Raw genomic sequence first — 17126 nt, 5'->3', positions numbered from 1 at the left:
TGCAGGCGCTTTTTTTGTGTCCGCAGTTCCGTGTAATGGCGGCTGTGCGTGGGAGACCTTCGGGTCTGCCGGGTTCCTTTTCCTCGGTTCGCCAACCTGCGTACAGCTGCCACCCTATTCGTTTGGCGACGATGGTGTGGTGCTTCAACCGAAAAGGACCTCATGCATGCATTTCGCAAATCTGTACAGGATCCTCGCATCCGCTCTCCGCCGGCCAAACTCTGTGGCCACCTCATCCCCAAATTTCTACCCGATTGACAGCCAGTCCCTCGCCACCCGCGCCAACCGGGAGGTGCCCCATGCCTGACCATGAACGCCTGTCCACCCTCCAGAGCTACGTCTGGACCCTCGAACTGCTCGGCGAAGCGCTGGTCCAGCATGACGAAGTGCTGGAGTGCGAGCACAACCTGCAACTGAGCTTCCGCAACACAGCGGGAATTCACCAGGCGATCCGGATCATCAGCCGGTTGGCCAGCGAGCAGTTCGGCAAGCTGGAGGCGATGAAAGAAGAGAGTGTTTCGGGAGACTGATTCTGCGCATCATCGGGGCCGCTTTGCGGCCCTATTACGTGGTGTGCCCTGATCGGGCACCACATGATCCGTCGCGGCATTCAAGAACATGCCTGGCCAGCAACGCTCTTGCTACCTGAGCTATGTGAGCGGTTGCTGTGCCTGCCGTATCCCAGTGCATCTCGGGTACTTCGAACAACCGTAGAACGATTTCCCTGCGTGCCGTCCACGCCTGGCCATCCGCTGAACCATACTGCTCCCGCAGTTTGGACAGAGACCTTCAGCGTCCCATGCTTCACGCGGAAGAACTTGCGGGACTGGAATGACAGGAGTTTTTCGTTCCCGGCTTCTCAGCCTGCGCCAGGACGGATAGAAGAGCCAGGCGAGTGGAGCTCCGAAGAAAAGCAGCATGACGACTATTGCCAGCCATCGCTTCTCTGATCGAGTTAAATAACCCCCCCTGCTGTAACCGTCACTACCAGAGCTTGATCCTCTGCCAGATGAGTAGGAGTAGCTGGTGCTACTGTACAACGATGCAGACCCAGCTCCTGAAGGTGGATGAGAATTAAGGGGAGGCCTTGGAATGAACTGGTGGTTAGGCCCGGGTTTCGAGTGGAGCGTAACCGAGACGTACGGGAATGGGAGCACGGAGCTCAGGGCCAGCTCATGCCACTTGGCGTGCTGCTTAACACACCCTGACATCAGCAAGGATGTCAGTATTGTTGCGACACACGGGACGATTTTGATTGCCATTGGCTATTCCCTGCCGGTGAGGAATAGTGTTTTACACCGTGCTCCCCTTCGAAAACAAATAGCCGCCTGCGGAGCGACCGACCAGATCAGGCAGGGCTTTGTGCATAGCCATCAATTGCTGGATTGAGCAAGGATAATGAGTGACTGAGCATGGTCGCTGCTGGATCTGATCGAGCGCCACTTGCACCGTCCCGTTTTCAACCATCGCTAGAACAATATGGCTGCTTCACCCACCCCCATCTCGTATCATCAGCGCCTTCGCATCCGGAACGAACTGTGTGAAATCGCCAACTGGAAAAGCGCCAACTGCCGCTGATGGGCCGAAGTGGGACGTCGCCGAGGCTGTCAATCAGCTCTCGTGGGACGACTTGCGCATCATCAAGACGCTCAGTGATTGCGGCAATCGTGCGGCGACGGCCAAGAAGCTTGGCATCAATGTCTCCACCGTTTCGCGCCGGGTTGCCCAGGTCGAGCGAACGCTCGGCATCGCGCTGTTCGACCACCGCAAGTCAGGCTATCTGCTCACCGCCGAGGGCGCGGAATTGCGAGCACTCGCCGAGCGCGTGGAGCTGGATATCGTCAGCGTCACGCGGCGTGTTTCACGTTCAGGCCAAGGCCCCTTGGGGAAACTTCGCATCACCACCAGCGACTCGCTGCTGCTGTACTTCTTCACCCCCATCATCGCGGACTTCAAGGCCCTGAACGAGGGGATCAGCCTCGAGGTGCTGGTGGGCAATGAAACCCTCAGCCTCGCCCGGGATGAATCGGATATCGCCATTCGGGCGACGAGAAAACCTGCGGAGAGCCTGGTGGGCCGAAAACTGGCGAACATTGCCTGGGCACCTTACTGCAGCGCCAAGCAGGTGACCGCCGAGCCCCTGTTCGCAGAGGGGCAGGCATGGGTGTCCTACTCGGCGGCGCTCTGCGGTTTGCGGGCGACAAGCTATGTCGAAAGCAGGGTCGCCGCTGAACGCATTGCCTACCGCACCGATTCCGTTGCAGCCGCAAGCGTCGCCATCGCGGCGGGCCTGGGGTATGGATTCCTGCCCTGCATGCTGGGCGACATCACCCCGGGGTTGGTACGCGCAGGCCCGGTGGTGCCAGAGCTTCAGGACGAATTGTGGCTGCTGACGCACCAGGACATTCGCAAGTCGTGGCGCGTCAAGGCATTCATGACCTTCTGCGCCGCTGCCGTGGCCAGTCAAAAGCCCTTGGTCGAGGGGCAGTCGGTACTCCCGGTCAGCTGATCGCAACCGGGAGTGCAGCTTAGATTTCCCGGGCGCCAATCACGGCCTTGCAGGCGATCTCGATCAATTGCGGGCGCTGGGCAAGCCGCGACACCCCAATGATATTGCTCGCGCACTGAGGCCGCTCAGTGCCATAGGCCGCCTTGCGCACTTTGCCGACCACCGCGAAGGCGGCGTCCATGTCCAGTACATAAAGCGTTTCCTCGACAACGTCTTGCAGCGTCGCGCCATACAAGGCGAGCAGCTTTGAGATGTTGTCGTAGGCGACCTGCATCTGCTCGCCCATCGACGAAAAGTCACTGGGCTTGCCGTCGGAGTTCAGCGGCGCCGGGGCCAGCAGATTACCGGCCTCGTCATGGTTGAACTGGCCTGATACGTAGATCTCGTTGCCTACCCGCCGTGCCTGCGGATAGCCATACGCCTCCTCCCAGGAAACGCCCCAGTAGGCGGTCTGCTTGTTGAACGGTTGTGAAGCTGCCATTGCATTCTCCTGCACATGACGGACCGGCTTGATCCGAATGGAACGGCGAATGCTAGCAGCGCGGTCGCGTATTCAATGGCGCAAAAATGAGCCGGTAGAGGCGCAAAAGTGCGCCACCGAGAGGCGCTTTGTTTCGTTATCTTTTGCTCGTCCTCAAGCAACGACGCTGAGGTGCGTACTCGTGACTACGGCAATGCCCGCAACGTGCGGGCCCCGAAACGGGTGCGATCGAACTTCATCAAATTGAAAGGAAACAACAATGAGCAATCCTAAGACTGAAGTCCTGACCCCGTTCAACAGCCAACTGATCTTCATCGACCAGCAGCCGCAGATGGCCTTCGGCGTTCAGAGCATCGACCGGCAAACACTGAAGAACAACACCGTTGGCCTGGCCAAGGCCGCGAAGATTTTCAATATCCCCACCACCTTCACCACGGTCGAGACGCAAAGCTTCTCGGGCCACACCTACCCCGAGCTGCTCGCGGTGTTCCCCGACGCGCCGCTGCTGGAGCGCACCTCGATGAACTCCTGGGATGACCAGAAGGTGCGCGACGCCCTCAAGCGCAATGGCCGCAACAAGATCATCGTCTCCGGCCTGTGGACCGAGGTCTGCAACGCCACCTTCGCCCTGTCGGCAATGAACGATGCCGGCTATGAAATCTACATGGTCGCCGACGCCTCCGGCGGCACCACCAAGGAAGCCCACGATTACGCCATGCAGCGCATGATCCAGGCCGGCGTGGTGCCGGTGACCTGGCAGCAGGTACTGCTGGAATGGCAGCGGGATTGGAAGAACCGCGACACCTACGACGCCGTGATGGAGCTGGTCAAGGAACATTCCGGTGCCTATGGCATGGGCGTCGACTACGCCTACACCATGGTGCACAAGGCGCCTGAGCGCGTTCAGCATGGCCCCACCCTGGCGCCTGTCGCTGCTGTCTGAGCCTTTGCCAGCCCCTGTCCTGGGGGCTGTTCACTGACGTGCGAAGGGTGCGCAGTCGGCTGATCCGAATCAACGAGCCTGGCCTGGAACCTCTGGGGTTTCCAGCGCCCAGCGCTGTTCGCGTCAGGCGCTCGCATCCTGCTACCTGGATTGATGGGTGTGTATGAACAAGGACAACTCTACCGTGCTGGCGACGCTGACACTGGCTTCGACAGGGCAGCTCAAATCCTGGCAGTTGAGAACGGCCAAACAGCTGATGCTGGAGAGGCTGGATACCTGCCTGTCAGTGACTGAAATCGCCCAAGCGTGCGCATTGTCGCGCAGCCACTTCTCACGCATGTTCAAGGAAAGTACCCGGATGTCCCCGCAGCAATGGCTGCGTGAACAGCGGGTGATGAAGAGCAGGGAGCTATTGAAGACTTCCACGATGTTGCTCGCAGAGATCGCACTGGAATGCGGCTTCTGCGATCAATCGCACTTCTGCCGCACCTTCGTGAAGGCTGAAGGCATGACACCGAAGGCTTGGCAGCAACAAGCCGTCTGCACGTGACCATCTGACTACCGTCTCAACAGAAACAGGGGAAATGAATTGAACGTTTTGACCAAAACACTCGCGGGCTCGCTGCTTGCCTTGTCGATCGGTAACGCATTCGCCGACGCTGGCGTCGAGCACAACACCCAGGCATTCCTCGATGCCTTGAACGCGGGCGGTGGCAAACCCATCGAGCAGCTTTCGCCGAAGGATGCCCGCGCGGTGCTGAGCGGCGCCCAGGCTGGGGTGAAACTGACACTGCCCAAGGCGGATGTCAGCGAGAAGACCATCACCGTCGATGGTCAGGCCATCCGCTTGACCATCGTGCGCCCGGCGGGTGTGAAGGGGACCTTGCCGGTGTTCATGTACTTCCACGGCGGCGGTTGGGTGCTCGGCGACTTCCCGACCCATGAGCGCCTGGTGCGCGACCTGGTCGTCGGGTCCGGGGCGGTGGCGGTGTTCGTCAACTACACCCCGTCCCCTGAGGCGCACTACCCGACGGCGATCAACCAGGCCTACGCGGCAACCCGATGGGTGGCCGAGCACGGCAAGGACATCAATGTCGACGGCAAGCGCCTGGCGGTCGCGGGCAACAGCGTCGGCGGCAACATGGCGGCGGTGGTCAGCCTGATGGCCAAGGACAAAGGCACCCCGGCCATCAAGTACCAGGTGCTGCTGTGGCCGGTGACCGACGCCAACTTCGAGACCGCGTCGTACAACCAGTACGCCGAGGGGCACTTCCTCACCCGCAACATGATGAAGTGGTTCTGGGACAACTACACCACCGACCCCAAGCAACGTGCCGAGATCTACGCCTCGCCGCTGCGCGCGACCACCGAGCAGTTGCAAGGCCTGCCGCCAGCGTTGGTGCAGACCGCGAGTGCCGATGTGCTGCGTGATGAAGGCGAAGCCTATGCTCGCAAGCTGGACCAAGCCGGCGTGCCGGTCACGGCGGTGCGCTACAACGGCATGATCCATGACTATGGCTTGCTGAACGTGGTCAGCCAGGTGCCGGCGGTACGTTCTGCGATGCTGCAGGCTGGCGAGGCGCTGAAAGTGCATTTGAAGTGAGCCCACCCAAGCCCGCAAGTGGATGCCATGAGCGGGCGATCAATGCGGGAAACGAAAAACCCGCCAGACAGCGGGCTTTTTCGTTTCTGGTTTAGCGGTAGCGATCGGCAACGTATCGCCAGTCGGCCCTACCAGAACCACCCACCCCGCGCGAGCTCCTGCTCGCAACTCCGATACTGCGCCCCGAACACCGAAGCCCGGGCCTGGACCTTCTGCGAGACGTTCTTCAGCCACGGCTTGGCGTCGTAGCTGCGGTTGCGGTAGCCGCCCCAGCCTTCGTGGTAATTCAGGTACTGGCCATAGGCGTCCCACTTGGACACGCCGTTGACCTGCTGGCTCTTCTGCATGTACCAGCCCATGAAGTCGATCGCGTCGGCGAAGTCGTCGCGGGCGGCGCCCCAGCCGCCGGCATCGCGCTTGTAGTCGGCCCAGGTCTCGTCCTTGGCCTGGGCGTAGCCGTAGGCGCTGCTGACCCGGCCCCAGGGGATGAAACCGAGGAAGTAGTAGCGCGGCGGCAGGGCGTCGTGCTTGAACGAGGACTCCTGGTACATCATCGCCATCGGCACCTGCACCGGCGCACCCCAGCGCGCCTGCATCTTCAGCGCCGCCTCGTGCCATTTCGGCTTCTCGCGGAAGATCTCGCAGAGGTTGTCGGGGTTGGCCGGGGGCTTGGTGGCGCAGCCGGCAAGGAGCAGGAGCAGGGCTGGCATCAAGAGCCGAAGCATGGAGAGTTTCCTTTGGCAGACGTCGGGGGCGCGGGTTGCTGGCGCTTTATACCTGCTTTGGCGAGACATATGAATCAGCGGCCGGTTGCGCGATGCCGAGCCGGACACGGCAGGACGGTCGTCGCCCATGTATCGACGGGTAGGAATATCGGGTTTATATTTCTTGGTAATTTTATAGATTCGTAAACCGAGGGAGATAGCCGATGATCGGCGAGCGGCTCAAACGTGCCCGCGCTGCTGCTGGCCTGTCGATGCAGGCGCTAGGTGATCAGGTGGGCGTGAGCGCCAACATGGTCAAGAAGTATGAACATGACCAGAGCATGCCCAGTTCCGGCGTGCTCGTGCGTTTGTGCAAGGCGCTGTCGGTGCGCGCCGAGTACTTTTTCCGCCCTGCCACGGTCGAGCTGGCGGGTGTCGAGTATCGCAAGCGTTGCAGCACGCCCAAGGCGATCCTCAAGCGCATCGAGGCCGATGTGCTGGATCAGGCGGAGCGTTGGCAGGAGCTGATCAATCTATGGCCGGATTATCCCGTGCAGGCGTTCAGCGGGCCGGCAGGGCTGCCCGCGCAGTTGGATTCGCTGCAGGCGGTCGACAACCTGGCGGACCAGGTGCGGCAGCTGTGGGGCCTGGGGGCGAGCCCGATTCCCGATTTGATCGACGTGCTGGAGACGCATGGGATTCTGGTGATCATCACCCAGGTCGATGCGCAGGCGAAGTTCGATGGCTTGCAGGCCAGCGTGGCGGGGCAGCCGGTCATCGTGGTATCGGCCGACTGGCCGGGTGACCGGCAGCGGTTCACCTTGGCCCACGAACTTGGTCACTTGCTGATGCATGGTCGGTTGGCCGAAGGGCTGGACGAGGAAAAGGCCTGTAACCGTTTTGCCTCGGCATTGCTGGTGCCGGCCAGCGCAATGCGGCAGCATCTGGGCCACAAACGCCACATGCTGGAGGTGCGCGAGTTGTATCTGCTCAAGGCGGAATTTGGCCTCAGCATGCAGGGTTGCCTGTACCGCGCCGGGGACCTGGAGATTATCCCGCACGCTGTGCGCGAGCGGCTGTTCATGGTGTTCGTCAAACAGGGCTGGCGCAAACAGGAGCCAGGGGCTGCGTACCGGCAGGAAACCACACGGCTGTTCCAGCAACTGGTCTACCGCGCGCTGGGGGAGGGGATTATCGGTGAGTCCAAGGCGGCGGAGCTGCTGGGCATGACGGTCTATCAGTTCCACCAGGCGCGCAAACTGGAGTTACTGGATGCAGCTGCTCATCAGTGATGCCAACATCCTGATCGACCTTGAAGAGGGAGAGCTGCTGGGTCAACTCTTCACGCTGCCTTACCAGTTCACTGTGCCGGATATCCTCTATTTCGATGAGCTTGAAGCCCAGCATGCGCATCTGCTGGGCCTGGGGCTCGAGGTGGCTGAGCTCAACCCTGCCACCATGCTCTATGCCGTGGAGTTGGTTGGCCGGGTCAGGGGGCCTAGCCGTAACGATTGCTTCGCGTTGGCGCTGGCCAGGCAGGAAAAATGTCCGTTGCTATCCGGGGACGAGGCGTTGCGCAAAGCGGCTTTGCTGGAAGAGGTTGAGGTGAAGGGCACGCTCTGGGTAGTCGAGGAGCTTGTGCGAAGCGAGGTGATCACGGTCGAGCAGGCCCATGAGGCCTACCTCAGGATGCGGGCGAATGCACGGCGGCTGCCCTGGGCGGTCGCCCATCAGCGGCTGGATGAGTTCTATCGATAGCGGGCTGTTCAACCTGGAGCTACTTCATATAGTGGCTGTTGGCTTGTCGCTGGATCGCCGGGGCCGCTTTGCGGCCCTTTCGCGACACAAGGCCGCTCCTACAGGTGGGCGATGCAAGGCCGTTAGCGGGCGGTTGCCTGCTCGATCAGCAATTGCCAGTTGCGGGCTTCCTGCCAGTCATCGGCGAAGGGCAGTTGAATCCAGTAGGGATGCTGGCCGGCGCTCTGCAATTGCACGTGCAGGGTGAAGGTGCGCACGGTGTCGTGGGTGGTGGTCGAGGTGGAGCGGGACTTGCCGCCGCCGATCATGCCGAACTGATTGTTGAACGCGTAGACGTTGCGCCAGCCGTGCTTGGTGGTGGTCTGGGTGGTGCTGCGGGTGACGGCCTGTTCGTCCACGCGCACTTGCTTGACCACCTGTGGTGCGTCCATCAGCGCGTGGCGCTCGCCAACCTCTGGGGCCAGCACATACAGCATGTGGCTGTCGGGGAACACCGCCAGCATGCGCCCGCCACGGTAGACCCAGCGATACGCGCCCAAGGCCTTGCTGGCCAGGAACGCCTTGCCTTCTTCCATCCGCGCCGCATCGAGCGCGCGACAGGCCTTGTCCAGTGCGCGCTGGCGCGGGTACCACAGCACAGACACCGGGTAATACAGCAGCCACAGCAGGCCCCAGATCAACACGGCATAGATTGGCCCACCGATGTAATGGCCCTGCCAGATCCACTTGAGCATCAGGTAGCCGCAGTAGGCGGCCTGGACGCACATGAATGCCAGGGTGACCTGGCGTCTGCGCTGCAGCAGCCGGACTTCGGCCTGGCGTACCTGCTCAAGGGCATGGTTGAGCGGCTCGAGCGCGGCAGTGAAGGTGGTATCGGCGGCGGCAACGTGTTGCTGAACTGACATAGGGCATCCTGCGCATGAAGGCTACGCGCCACTCTGGGCGCGACGGGGCGGGAGTATACCTTGGGCAAAAGGCAGGGTTCGAGCCGGGGGCGGGATGCTGGATGTGGTGGGCAAGGTGTCAGTACCGGTGGTGGACGGGTGGAGCGATACCAAACGCTATAGCCAGGCGTTCAATGATCGATTCCCGAGAGCCCCTCAAGCCCATGGCTTTCAAGTTCAACTCTTCCTCAGCCAAGCACCTCAGAAATCGGGTCATGTCGTTGGCAATCCCTGTTGGCAAACTCACCACCTCACCCGTCAATAGCCCTGTCAGCATCACAATGTCATTGCGGTGCTTACGAATGTTTCGGGAGTCGACCTGCTCCCCCGCAGACTTGCGCGCCGAGAGGTCCAGCCAAGCCTTGGCCTTGAAAGGAATCAGGCGGTCTGCGCCAATGTACGAAAGCGTGTCGCTCTGCCGGCGACCTTCGAGCAGAAAGGCGTAATAGCCTTTATCGAGCAGGATTGCCGAGAGGCTTGAGACGGATTCGTCGGTGGGGATTGGAGTCAGTGTGGCGTGCTCGGGGTGGTCGAGCTCATCTGGCGTTCGCGAGAACAGTTCGAGCTGCGCGGGGTAGGTGTCGTCCGTGGGGTTCTGGAACCGATAGAACACCGGGCGTGCGGTGCTGGCTTGGCGGATCTGGTAGCCACCGCTGTGGACGAATGCCCAGAACGCGGCGACGAACTGGCTGTCCAGCGCTTCGATGACCAGAACGATATCGAGGTCTTTGGTGGTCCTGAATGAGACACCGGCCTCGTCCATCACAAGTGATGATGCCACTCCGCCAATCAGCACGTACTGATCGCGATAGCGGCTGAAGTGCTGCCCGAAAAGCGTTAGTCCCCTGACCCCAACCATTCCACCCGCTCCCTCAGTTCATCGAGCGCCATCTGGATGCGCTCGTCCTGGCCATTGTCCAGGCTCAGGAACAGGGAAGCTGCATCGGCACGGTTGCCGGATGTATCGAGGGTGTCGTAGGCCCAGATTTCCACCCACGCCCGGGTGTCGTCCACCGATTGGCTGAGGTGCAGCGAGCCATCGGCAAGCAGCGCATCAAAACGCCGCTTGGCCATGCCGTAGACGGGCTGCGCGGGTGCGGCCAGGAGCGTTTGGCTGGCCAGGGCTGTTTCACCGGCCAGGAAAACACCATGGCCGAGAGCTGGTTCAGCGGAAATTGCGACTTTGCGTTTCACCGGGGAGCGTAGGTAAGGCCGAGCCTGTTTGAACAGCTCGGGCGCGCTGGCGCTGAAGGCATAGGCCTGCACCGCGCCTTTGGGTTGGCTGGCGATCAGCAGGCCTGCCTGAAGCAGTTGCTCCACGACCTTCGAGAGGGTCACGCGGCTGTAGTTCAGGTCACCCAGGAGTGCGCTGGCCGGGAATGGCGTGTCGTTGATCCCTCCTCGATAGAGGCGGGCCAGCAACATGGCCTGGGCAGCGGGGAGCAGTGCGGTGATGGCTGTCTGCACGCGGCGTTGGCGAACACGTTCGCGCAGGTCCATGGCCAGTTCGGGGATGAATAGTTGATAGCCAGGCTGGATGAAATTGAGCTGGTGGCTGATCAGGCTGCGGCGGTCGGCAGCGGACAAAGCAGGGCAGACGTAAACGGGTGTGGCGTGGGTAGCTTGGCTTATCTGGGCGATGTGTTTGGTAAGGGTAACTGCGCCTGGGTAGGTTGGATTGCAGGGTAAGAGCAGCAACACCACCAGCGGCGCCGGCTTGAACTGGAGGGTGAGTTCGAAGCACGTGTAGGCGTCCAGAAGATGGTAGGGGAGCCTGGGGGATACCGGTTTCAGGTGAGTGGGTACACCGAGGACGGACTCAAGGTAGCGCTGGGTTTCCTTGTGTGGGTTAGCCATGTCGAGGGGGGGCCGTGTTAAGTCATGTTTTGCACTGTAAACCTGAGTGGTTAACAAATCAAAAATATGGTTAACAGGTGATGATTCATAGAACGGAAAGCGGGACGAAGTTCTCTACCGCTGACGGATGAGAAAAAACAGTCCCCTTACCCTGGCTGGCTCAGTGCCTATGCCGATGATGAACATCCGGAAAATGCGCATGGCTATGTCGAGTCGGCGCATGCACATGCGGGTGGCTGTGCGGCTCGGTGCCGTCCCACTCGAAGTCATGCTCATGCTGATGGTGCTCGTCGTGCGTATGCCGGTGGTTATGATCGAGGGGCTCATGCTGGTGTTCGTGAACATGATTCTCCATCAGGTGAATCCACACACCCAAGGCCATCAACGCCGCGGCGAGCAGGAACGTCACGGACATCGACTCACCCAGCATCAGGATCGCGACAGCCGCACCCAGGAAGGGCGCCGTGGAAAAGTACGCCCCGGTGCGTGCGCTCCCCAACCCGCGAAGGGCCAGGACGAACAGCACCAGGCTGACGCCATAGCCGAGAAACCCAACCAGCAGGATCGCCCCCAGCGTGCCCAGGGCCGGCAGTTTCGAGCCGATGGCCAAGGCCAGGCCGCCATTGACCACGCCCGCCGCCAGGCCTTTGCTGCCGGCGATGAACAGCGCGTCGGAGGCGGAGACCTTGCGGGTCAGGTTGTTGTCGATCGCCCAGCAAAGGCAGGCGAATGCCACCGCCAGCGGGCCGATCCAGCCATGGGCGGTCGTGGTCTCCTGCGGCCATGACAGCACGATACCGCCCAGGACGATGGCAACCATGCCGATCACGATCCGGCGGTCGGCGTTTTCCTTGAATACCACCCACGCCAGCACTGCCGTAAGAACCGACTCGAGATTGAGCATCAACGATGCAGTGGCCCCCGCTGTGCGAGTGAGCCCGAACATCAGCGCCACAGGCGCAAGCACGCCGCCAAAGAAGATCGCACCTAGCAACCAGGGCCATTCTCCGGCAGGCAGCCCGGGCCGCTGCCAACCGCGATCGCGCGACAGACGGACGAGGGTCAGGCCGACGCCGCTGCCCAGGTAGAGCAGCCCGGCCAACAGGATGGGCGGGGTATCGACACCCAACAGTTTGGCGAGCGGTGTGCTTGCGCCAAACAGTGCGGCTGCAACCAGTGCGTAGAGAACACTCAGATTCATGATGAGGCCGCCCTGTCAGGCTGATTGCGTGCAGGAGAGCATCATAGCTTTTCCGCACAAGGGCTGGAGCCACGCTGTGGGGCCAGTGGAAGAGCCATCGCGGGGCAAGCCCGCTCCCACGTTGATCCTATCGTCGATGTAACAGTTGTCTTCTGGGTGGTAGCCGAGCAGAGTCCACTTACCTTGTCAGGAGACGCCCATGCCACCAGCCGTTTTTGCCGCCGCCCAATGCGCCATTGGTGATGGCGACCTCCCCGCCAACCTGGCCTTGCACCTGGCGTTCATGCGCCAGGCCCATGGGCATGGCGTGGACCTGTTGCTCTTCCCCGAACTGTCGCTAACGGGCTATGCCCCCGCGTTGGCCAGTGGCCTGGCGCAGGACCTGGACACGCCGCTGCTGGCGCCACTGCGCCAGCTTGCCCAGGAAGCGGGCATGACCACGGTGGTCGGGATGCCGCTCAAGGTACCGGGCCAGGACAAGCCGCGAATTGCGGCCTGCATTCTCCACCCGGATGGCTCGATTGCGGCCTATACCAAGCAGCACCTGCATACCGGCGAGGACGTGTTCTTCAGTGCGGGAAACGGCGGTGAGTTGTTGTCCGTTTCCGGGCTGTCCGTGGCCTTGTCGGTGTGCGCCGATTTCAGCCATCCGCAGCATGCCGCCCAGGCGGCGCAGCGCGGCGCGCAGGTGTATGCGACAGGTGTGCTGATCGGGGAGGGTGGGTATCCGGCGGATAGCGTGTTGCTGCAGGGTTATGCACAGCGGCATGCCATGGCCGTGCTTATGGCCAACCATGGCGGCACCACGGGTGGCTGGGCGGCGGCTGGGCGCAGCGCGTTCTGGGACGAGCAGGGGCGGTGTGTCGTGACTGCTTCAGCTACCGGGAATCGGCTGTTGGTTGTTTCCGGTCAGGCTGGGGAGTGGCAGGGAGTGGAGGTTTCACTGGCTCAGCACGCAGGCTGATCCGCTCTTGCCTGGCTACAGGTCGTCCAGTGAGACTTTCACTCGTTGTGGCGCAGCCAGGCGCTCCCGTGTTTTGGCAAGCAGGTCGTCGGCGCTCATCGGTGTGGGCTCGGCAATGGCAAGTGGCGCAGGCTCGAACCACACCGGCCACGAACTGCGATGCCGGCTCTCCACCTGCACGCAAGGAATCAACCGCTCGCGCAACACCTCGGTCCGGCCCACGCTCACCGCCAGCCGATATTTGGCACTGTGCACGCACTCCCGGTCGCCAAACTCGCAACGGTCCAGGCTCGTGCCGCCGCATGGCCCGTTCGCCAGGCCTTTGGGACAGGTCTCGGGGCAGATGTAGAGGGTGTCCTCCAGCCGGCAACTGCCGCAGGTATCGCACCCCACCAGCGGGCGTTTGATGCGTCGCTCCAGCCGATGCAGCCACTGCGCCGCCGTGGGGTTGGCCCACAGCGACCGGGTCACGGCCCAGCCGAAGCCCTTGCTCAAGGCCGTGGTGCGGCTGAACAGCTGATGGTGCATCGCCGAGAGCAGGTGATAGCGGGCCTTTTCCTTGTTGGACGCGGTGATCTGCCGTTGTCCGAGGCGCCAGGCGTGTCCCGGTGGATGGAAGGTGACCGGCGCTAGGTCCGCTTCCTGCCATGCCGCTTCCCAGGCCGGGGTCCAGTCCTGCAGTGAGGTGAACTGCGGTTGCAGCGCGCCGATGGCCTGCTCAAGTGCCTCGAACTGCGCCACCTCGTGGATACCGGACAGGTGCACGCCGGCATAGCCCATCAACTTCAGGCCGATCACCTGCAAGGCCAGGCGATGGTTGGCGCGTTCCCTGGCGTAGGCCTTGGACACCGCCGTTTCGGCGGCCAGCAGCGCGCGCATCGACGGCGTGACAGTCACCCCGGCAACGTGATCGAGCATCCCCGCGCGGCCTTCGGTCAGCGCCATGATGCAAGCCATCAGTGGTTTCGGCCGGGGCTGGCGTTGCATCCAGTCGAAGGCTTCCTGGTGTTTGTCGATGTCGAAACCGAGCTGCAGGATGAACAGGTCGGCGCCGGCGGCGAGTTTCTTTTCGGCCTTGCAGTACTGCGCGCCGCCTTCGGCTTCCTGGTACTTGAACGGGTTGAGCGCGGCGGCCAGCAGCCAGTGTGGCCGGGCCTGGCGGACGATCTGCAGGGCGGCGACGGATTCCAGATAGCGTACCGGGCGTTCGCCGGGGGTGTGGCCGGGCAGGCGGTCGCCGGTCAGCAGCAGAAGCTGGTCGAGGCCGGCGGCGTCCATGCGTTGCAACTGGGCCAGCAGGTCGCGGCGTTCGCGGTCCTTGCCGGAGAAGTGCAGCAGGGCGGGGACGGGGTTCGCGAGGCTGCTGAAGGCCTCCAGCGGCGACATGTCCAGGGCGCTGCTGACGCGGTCGCCGATGGCCACGGTCAGCGGCCAACCACACAGCCGGGTGCGGGCCATGAGGGTTTCGAGGGTGGCGAAACGCTCGGCGCCGGGCTTGGGGACGAATTCCAGGATGCAGGCGAAGGCGTTGGCGTCCAGGGTCGTTTTCAGCAGGCTCATGGGGTACGGGCTACCGGGTTGGGGCAGGGTGGCAGTTTTGCGCATATTGGCGGTGGAGGCATGTCTAGTTGCGCGGAGTACTGTGCTGGTTAAGACATTCACAAGGTTCTGCCAGGCGACGCCGCTCCCACAGGGGGCATCATCTCTGCCAGTCATCATGAACAAATCTTGAGTTCATCTCAAATTTAATGAGTTTGTCTCACCTTAGCCCCGCGCCCAAAATGCCCTCATTCATTTTAAGGTTCGAGGGACGACAACATGGCACTGGCACACAACCTGGGGTTCCCGCGCATTGGCCGCGACCGCGAGCTGAAGAAAGCCCAGGAAGCCTTCTGGAAGGGCGAGCTGGACGAAGCCTCCCTGCGTGCCGTGGGCCGTGGCCTGCGCGCCGCGCACTGGCAGGTGCAGAAGGCCGCCGGCATCGAGCTGCTGCCGGTGGGCGACTTCGCCTGGTACGACCAGGTGCTGACCCATTCGCTGACCTTCGGTGTGATCCCCGAGCGCTTCCGTGCCAAGGACGGTGCCAAGCCGACCCTGCAGACCCTGTTCGCCATGGCTCGTGGTGCCGTAGGAACAAAGGGCAGCGACAACTGCTGCGGCGGCGCCCACGCTCAGGAAATGACCAAGTGGTTCGACACCAACTACCACTACCTGGTCCCCGAATTCACCGCCGACCAACAGTTCACCCTGAGCTGGGAGCAGCTGTTCGAAGAGGTCGAGGAGGCCAAGGCCCTGGGCCACGCGGTCAAGCCGGTGCTGATCGGCCCGCTGACCTACCTGTGGCTGGGCAAGACCAAGGGCGCTGACTTCGACAAGCTGGAGCTGCTCGACCGCCTGTTGCCGCTGTACGACCATATCCTCAACCGCCTGGCCGTGCAGGGCGTGGAGTGGGTGCAGATCGACGAGCCGATCCTCGCCCTCGACCTGCCGCAGGATTGGAAGAACGCCTACGAGCGCGTCTACAACATCCTCCAGCGCGCCCCGCTGAAAAAGCTGATCGCCACCTACTTCGGCGGCCTGGAAGACAACCTGGGCCTGGCCGCCAATCTGCCGGTCGATGGCCTGCACATCGACCTGGTGCGCGCCCCGGACCAATACCCGACCATCCTCGACCGCCTGCCGGCCTACAAGGTGCTGTCGCTGGGCGTGGTCAACGGCCGCAACGTCTGGCGCTGCGACCTGGAAAAGGCACTGGAGGTGCTGCGCCATGCCCATGAACGCCTGGGCGATCGCCTGTGGGTGGCGCCGTCGTGCTCGCTGCTGCACAGCCCGGTGGACCTGGAGCGTGAAGACCAGCTCGATGACGAACTGAAGAGCTGGCTGGCCTTCGCCGTGCAGAAGTGCCAGGAAGTGGCGCTGCTGGCCAAGGCGCTCAACCAGCCCGAGGCTGCCGAGGTTGTCGAGGCGCTGGCGCAGAGCCGCGCCGTGCAACACAGTCGCGTCGCCTCGCCACGGATTCACAAGCCAGCGGTGCAGGCCCGTGTCGCCGCGATCAAGCCAGCCGACAGCCAGCGAGCCTCGGCTTTCGAGCAGCGGATCGCCAAGCAGCGTGCCGGGCTGGACCTGCCGGCGTTTCCGACCACCACCATTGGTTCGTTCCCGCAAACCTCGGCGATCCGTCTGGCGCGTCAGTCGTTCAAGCAGGGCAAGCTGACCGAGGCCGATTACGTCGAGGCCATGCACAGCGAAATTCGCCACGCGGTGCAGATCCAGGAAAACCTGGGGCTGGATGTGCTGGTGCACGGCGAGGCCGAGCGCAACGACATGGTCGAGTACTTCGCCGAGCAACTGGACGGTTATGTGTTCACCCGCTTCGGTTGGGTGCAGAGCTACGGTTCGCGCTGCGTGAAGCCGGCGGTGATCTTCGGTGACCTGAGCCGCCCGAAGGCCATGACCGTGGACTGGATCAAGTACGCCCAAGGCCTGACCCGCAAGGTGATGAAGGGCATGCTGACGGGCCCGGTGACCATGCTGACGTGGTCATTCCCGCGCGAGGACGTGAGCCGCGAGGTCCAGGCGCGCCAGCTGGCGCTGGCGATCCGCGACGAGGTGGTGGACCTGGAGGCGGCGGGCATCAAGATCGTGCAGATCGACGAGGCCGCCTTCCGCGAAGGCCTGCCGCTGCGTCGCAGTGCCTGGCCGCGTTACCTGGAGTGGGCCACCGAGGCGTTCCGCCTGTGCGCCTCTGGCGTGCGTGACGAAACACAGATCCACACCCACATGTGCTACAGCGAGTTCAACGACGTAATCGAGTCGATCGCGGCGATGGATGCCGATGTGATCACCATCGAGACCTCGCGTTCGGACATGGAATTGCTGGAGGCGTTCGAGCGCTTCGACTACCCGAACGAGATCGGCCCGGGGGTGTACGACATCCACTCGCCACGGGTGCCGAGCAAGGAAGAGATGGTCAACTTGCTGCGCAAGGCTGCCCGGCGGATTCCGGCGGAGCGGCTGTGGGTCAACCCGGACTGTGGGTTGAAGACCCGTGCCTGGCCGGAGACTGAGGCGGCGTTGGTGAATATGGTGGCCGCTGCCCGGGAGTTGCGCGCCATGGTTCGGTGACCGTCGGGGCTGCATAGCAGCCCCGGGATCATTCAGG

At 62.6% G+C, this 17126-nt stretch carries 17 protein-coding genes; 9 read left to right on the top strand and 8 right to left on the bottom strand.

Annotation, left to right across the window (positions count from 1 at the left end; translation table 11 throughout):
* Window positions 1-299: 299 nt before the first annotated feature.
* The gene (locus tag ACVWZ5_RS13815) at window positions 300-530 is read left to right on the top strand and encodes a hypothetical protein (protein WP_457340680.1); all 231 of its coding nucleotides are present in this window, start codon (window positions 300-302) and stop codon (window positions 528-530) included.
* Between the two features lie 120 nt (window positions 531-650).
* Here the strand turns inward: ACVWZ5_RS13815 and ACVWZ5_RS13810 are convergent, their stop codons facing one another.
* Window positions 651-920, bottom strand: coding sequence for a topoisomerase DNA-binding C4 zinc finger domain-containing protein (locus ACVWZ5_RS13810; RefSeq protein WP_257722095.1), 270 nt, complete (start codon window positions 918-920; stop codon window positions 651-653).
* Window positions 921-1540: 620 nt separating this feature from the next.
* Between ACVWZ5_RS13810 and ACVWZ5_RS13805 the strand changes: the two genes are divergently transcribed.
* Complete coding sequence (locus tag ACVWZ5_RS13805) at window positions 1541-2509, top strand: LysR family transcriptional regulator (protein ID WP_062575165.1); 969 nt, start codon at window positions 1541-1543, stop codon at window positions 2507-2509.
* Window positions 2510-2528: 19 nt separating this feature from the next.
* On the opposite strand, the gene ACVWZ5_RS13800 is transcribed toward ACVWZ5_RS13805, so the two are convergent.
* Window positions 2529-2990, bottom strand: a complete 462-nt coding sequence (locus ACVWZ5_RS13800; RefSeq protein ID WP_457340679.1) for a Rid family hydrolase — start codon at window positions 2988-2990, stop codon at window positions 2529-2531.
* Window positions 2991-3249: 259 nt separating this feature from the next.
* On the opposite strand from ACVWZ5_RS13800, the gene ACVWZ5_RS13795 reads away from it, so the two are divergent.
* The 3 genes from ACVWZ5_RS13795 to ACVWZ5_RS13785 all read left to right on the top strand — a co-directional run bounded on the left by ACVWZ5_RS13795 (window position 3250) and on the right by ACVWZ5_RS13785 (window position 5536).
* Entirely contained in the window at window positions 3250-3933 is a 684-nt protein-coding gene (locus ACVWZ5_RS13795; protein ID WP_028689876.1) for a hydrolase, read from the top strand.
* Window positions 3934-4096: 163 nt separating this feature from the next.
* A complete protein-coding gene (locus tag ACVWZ5_RS13790; RefSeq protein WP_258800491.1) occupies window positions 4097-4483 on the top strand; it encodes a helix-turn-helix domain-containing protein in 387 nt (128 codons plus the stop codon).
* 39 nt (window positions 4484-4522) lie between these two features.
* The gene (locus ACVWZ5_RS13785) at window positions 4523-5536 is read left to right on the top strand and encodes an alpha/beta hydrolase (RefSeq protein ID WP_301143068.1); all 1014 of its coding nucleotides are present in this window, start codon (window positions 4523-4525) and stop codon (window positions 5534-5536) included.
* A gap of 128 nt (window positions 5537-5664) precedes the next feature.
* On the opposite strand, the gene ACVWZ5_RS13780 is transcribed toward ACVWZ5_RS13785, so the two are convergent.
* Window positions 5665-6261: a transglycosylase SLT domain-containing protein gene (locus tag ACVWZ5_RS13780; RefSeq protein WP_186735384.1), complete on the bottom strand. Its 597-nt coding sequence runs from the start codon at window positions 6259-6261 to the stop codon at window positions 5665-5667.
* Between the two features lie 203 nt (window positions 6262-6464).
* On the opposite strand from ACVWZ5_RS13780, the gene ACVWZ5_RS13775 reads away from it, so the two are divergent.
* The gene (locus ACVWZ5_RS13775) at window positions 6465-7532 is read left to right on the top strand and encodes a helix-turn-helix domain-containing protein (protein ID WP_062575161.1); all 1068 of its coding nucleotides are present in this window, start codon (window positions 6465-6467) and stop codon (window positions 7530-7532) included.
* On the top strand, window positions 7513-7998 hold the full coding sequence (locus ACVWZ5_RS13770) for a PIN domain-containing protein (protein WP_028689872.1): 486 nt from the start codon (window positions 7513-7515) through the stop codon (window positions 7996-7998). Before ACVWZ5_RS13775 ends, ACVWZ5_RS13770 begins: the two co-directional genes overlap by 20 nt.
* A 122-nt stretch (window positions 7999-8120) precedes the next feature.
* Here ACVWZ5_RS13770 and ACVWZ5_RS13765 read toward each other — a convergent pair whose 3' ends face one another.
* The 4 genes from ACVWZ5_RS13765 to ACVWZ5_RS13750 form a co-directional block, all read right to left on the bottom strand.
* Entirely contained in the window at window positions 8121-8903 is a 783-nt protein-coding gene (locus ACVWZ5_RS13765) for a hypothetical protein (protein WP_062575160.1), read from the bottom strand.
* A gap of 118 nt (window positions 8904-9021) precedes the next feature.
* Complete coding sequence (locus tag ACVWZ5_RS13760) at window positions 9022-9801, bottom strand: hypothetical protein (protein ID WP_062575159.1); 780 nt, start codon at window positions 9799-9801, stop codon at window positions 9022-9024.
* Window positions 9780-10799 carry a hypothetical protein gene (locus tag ACVWZ5_RS13755; RefSeq protein WP_258800487.1) on the bottom strand — a complete coding sequence of 340 codons (1020 nt, stop codon included), beginning with the start codon at window positions 10797-10799 and terminating at the stop codon, window positions 9780-9782. The genes ACVWZ5_RS13760 and ACVWZ5_RS13755 overlap by 22 nt, the downstream gene beginning before the upstream one ends.
* Window positions 10800-10959: 160 nt before the next feature.
* On the bottom strand, window positions 10960-12000 hold the full coding sequence (locus ACVWZ5_RS13750) for a DMT family transporter (RefSeq protein ID WP_457340678.1): 1041 nt from the start codon (window positions 11998-12000) through the stop codon (window positions 10960-10962).
* A 199-nt stretch (window positions 12001-12199) separates the two neighbouring features.
* Here ACVWZ5_RS13750 and ACVWZ5_RS13745 point away from each other — a divergent pair, with 199 nt between their 5' ends.
* Complete coding sequence (locus ACVWZ5_RS13745) at window positions 12200-12964, top strand: carbon-nitrogen hydrolase family protein (protein WP_457340677.1); 765 nt, start codon at window positions 12200-12202, stop codon at window positions 12962-12964.
* A gap of 15 nt (window positions 12965-12979) precedes the next feature.
* On the opposite strand, the gene ACVWZ5_RS13740 is transcribed toward ACVWZ5_RS13745, so the two are convergent.
* Complete coding sequence (locus ACVWZ5_RS13740; RefSeq protein WP_457340676.1) at window positions 12980-14524, bottom strand: methylenetetrahydrofolate reductase C-terminal domain-containing protein; 1545 nt, start codon at window positions 14522-14524, stop codon at window positions 12980-12982.
* 258 nt (window positions 14525-14782) lie between these two features.
* On the opposite strand from ACVWZ5_RS13740, the gene metE reads away from it, so the two are divergent.
* Window positions 14783-17089, top strand: coding sequence for a 5-methyltetrahydropteroyltriglutamate--homocysteine S-methyltransferase (metE, locus tag ACVWZ5_RS13735; RefSeq protein ID WP_084941615.1), 2307 nt, complete (start codon window positions 14783-14785; stop codon window positions 17087-17089).
* The last annotated feature ends 37 nt before the right edge of the window (window positions 17090-17126 follow it).

Source organism: Pseudomonas sp. TE6283 (assembly GCF_054060555.1).
The sequence above is the reverse complement of the archived record's forward strand: the minus strand, read 5'-3'. Positions and strand labels throughout refer to the sequence as shown.

What these genes read in the sequence shown, in the direction of transcription:
- ACVWZ5_RS13740 (WP_457340676.1), bottom strand. Translation starts at nt 14,524, where the DNA reads ATGAGCCTGCTGAAAACGACCCTGGACGCCAACGCCTTCGCCTGCATC.
- ACVWZ5_RS13775 (WP_062575161.1), top strand. Translation starts at nt 6,465, where the DNA reads ATGATCGGCGAGCGGCTCAAACGTGCCCGCGCTGCTGCTGGCCTGTCG.
- ACVWZ5_RS13770 (WP_028689872.1), top strand. Translation starts at nt 7,513, where the DNA reads ATGCAGCTGCTCATCAGTGATGCCAACATCCTGATCGACCTTGAAGAG.
- ACVWZ5_RS13745 (WP_457340677.1), top strand. Translation starts at nt 12,200, where the DNA reads ATGCCACCAGCCGTTTTTGCCGCCGCCCAATGCGCCATTGGTGATGGC.
- ACVWZ5_RS13800 (WP_457340679.1), bottom strand. Translation starts at nt 2,990, where the DNA reads ATGGCAGCTTCACAACCGTTCAACAAGCAGACCGCCTACTGGGGCGTT.
- ACVWZ5_RS13795 (WP_028689876.1), top strand. Translation starts at nt 3,250, where the DNA reads ATGAGCAATCCTAAGACTGAAGTCCTGACCCCGTTCAACAGCCAACTG.
- ACVWZ5_RS13755 (WP_258800487.1), bottom strand. Translation starts at nt 10,799, where the DNA reads ATGGCTAACCCACACAAGGAAACCCAGCGCTACCTTGAGTCCGTCCTC.
- ACVWZ5_RS13810 (WP_257722095.1), bottom strand. Translation starts at nt 920, where the DNA reads ATGCTGCTTTTCTTCGGAGCTCCACTCGCCTGGCTCTTCTATCCGTCC.
- ACVWZ5_RS13760 (WP_062575159.1), bottom strand. Translation starts at nt 9,801, where the DNA reads ATGGTTGGGGTCAGGGGACTAACGCTTTTCGGGCAGCACTTCAGCCGC.
- ACVWZ5_RS13780 (WP_186735384.1), bottom strand. Translation starts at nt 6,261, where the DNA reads ATGCTTCGGCTCTTGATGCCAGCCCTGCTCCTGCTCCTTGCCGGCTGC.
- ACVWZ5_RS13790 (WP_258800491.1), top strand. Translation starts at nt 4,097, where the DNA reads ATGAACAAGGACAACTCTACCGTGCTGGCGACGCTGACACTGGCTTCG.
- metE (WP_084941615.1), top strand. Translation starts at nt 14,783, where the DNA reads ATGGCACTGGCACACAACCTGGGGTTCCCGCGCATTGGCCGCGACCGC.
- ACVWZ5_RS13750 (WP_457340678.1), bottom strand. Translation starts at nt 12,000, where the DNA reads ATGAATCTGAGTGTTCTCTACGCACTGGTTGCAGCCGCACTGTTTGGC.
- ACVWZ5_RS13815 (WP_457340680.1), top strand. Translation starts at nt 300, where the DNA reads ATGCCTGACCATGAACGCCTGTCCACCCTCCAGAGCTACGTCTGGACC.
- ACVWZ5_RS13765 (WP_062575160.1), bottom strand. Translation starts at nt 8,903, where the DNA reads ATGTCAGTTCAGCAACACGTTGCCGCCGCCGATACCACCTTCACTGCC.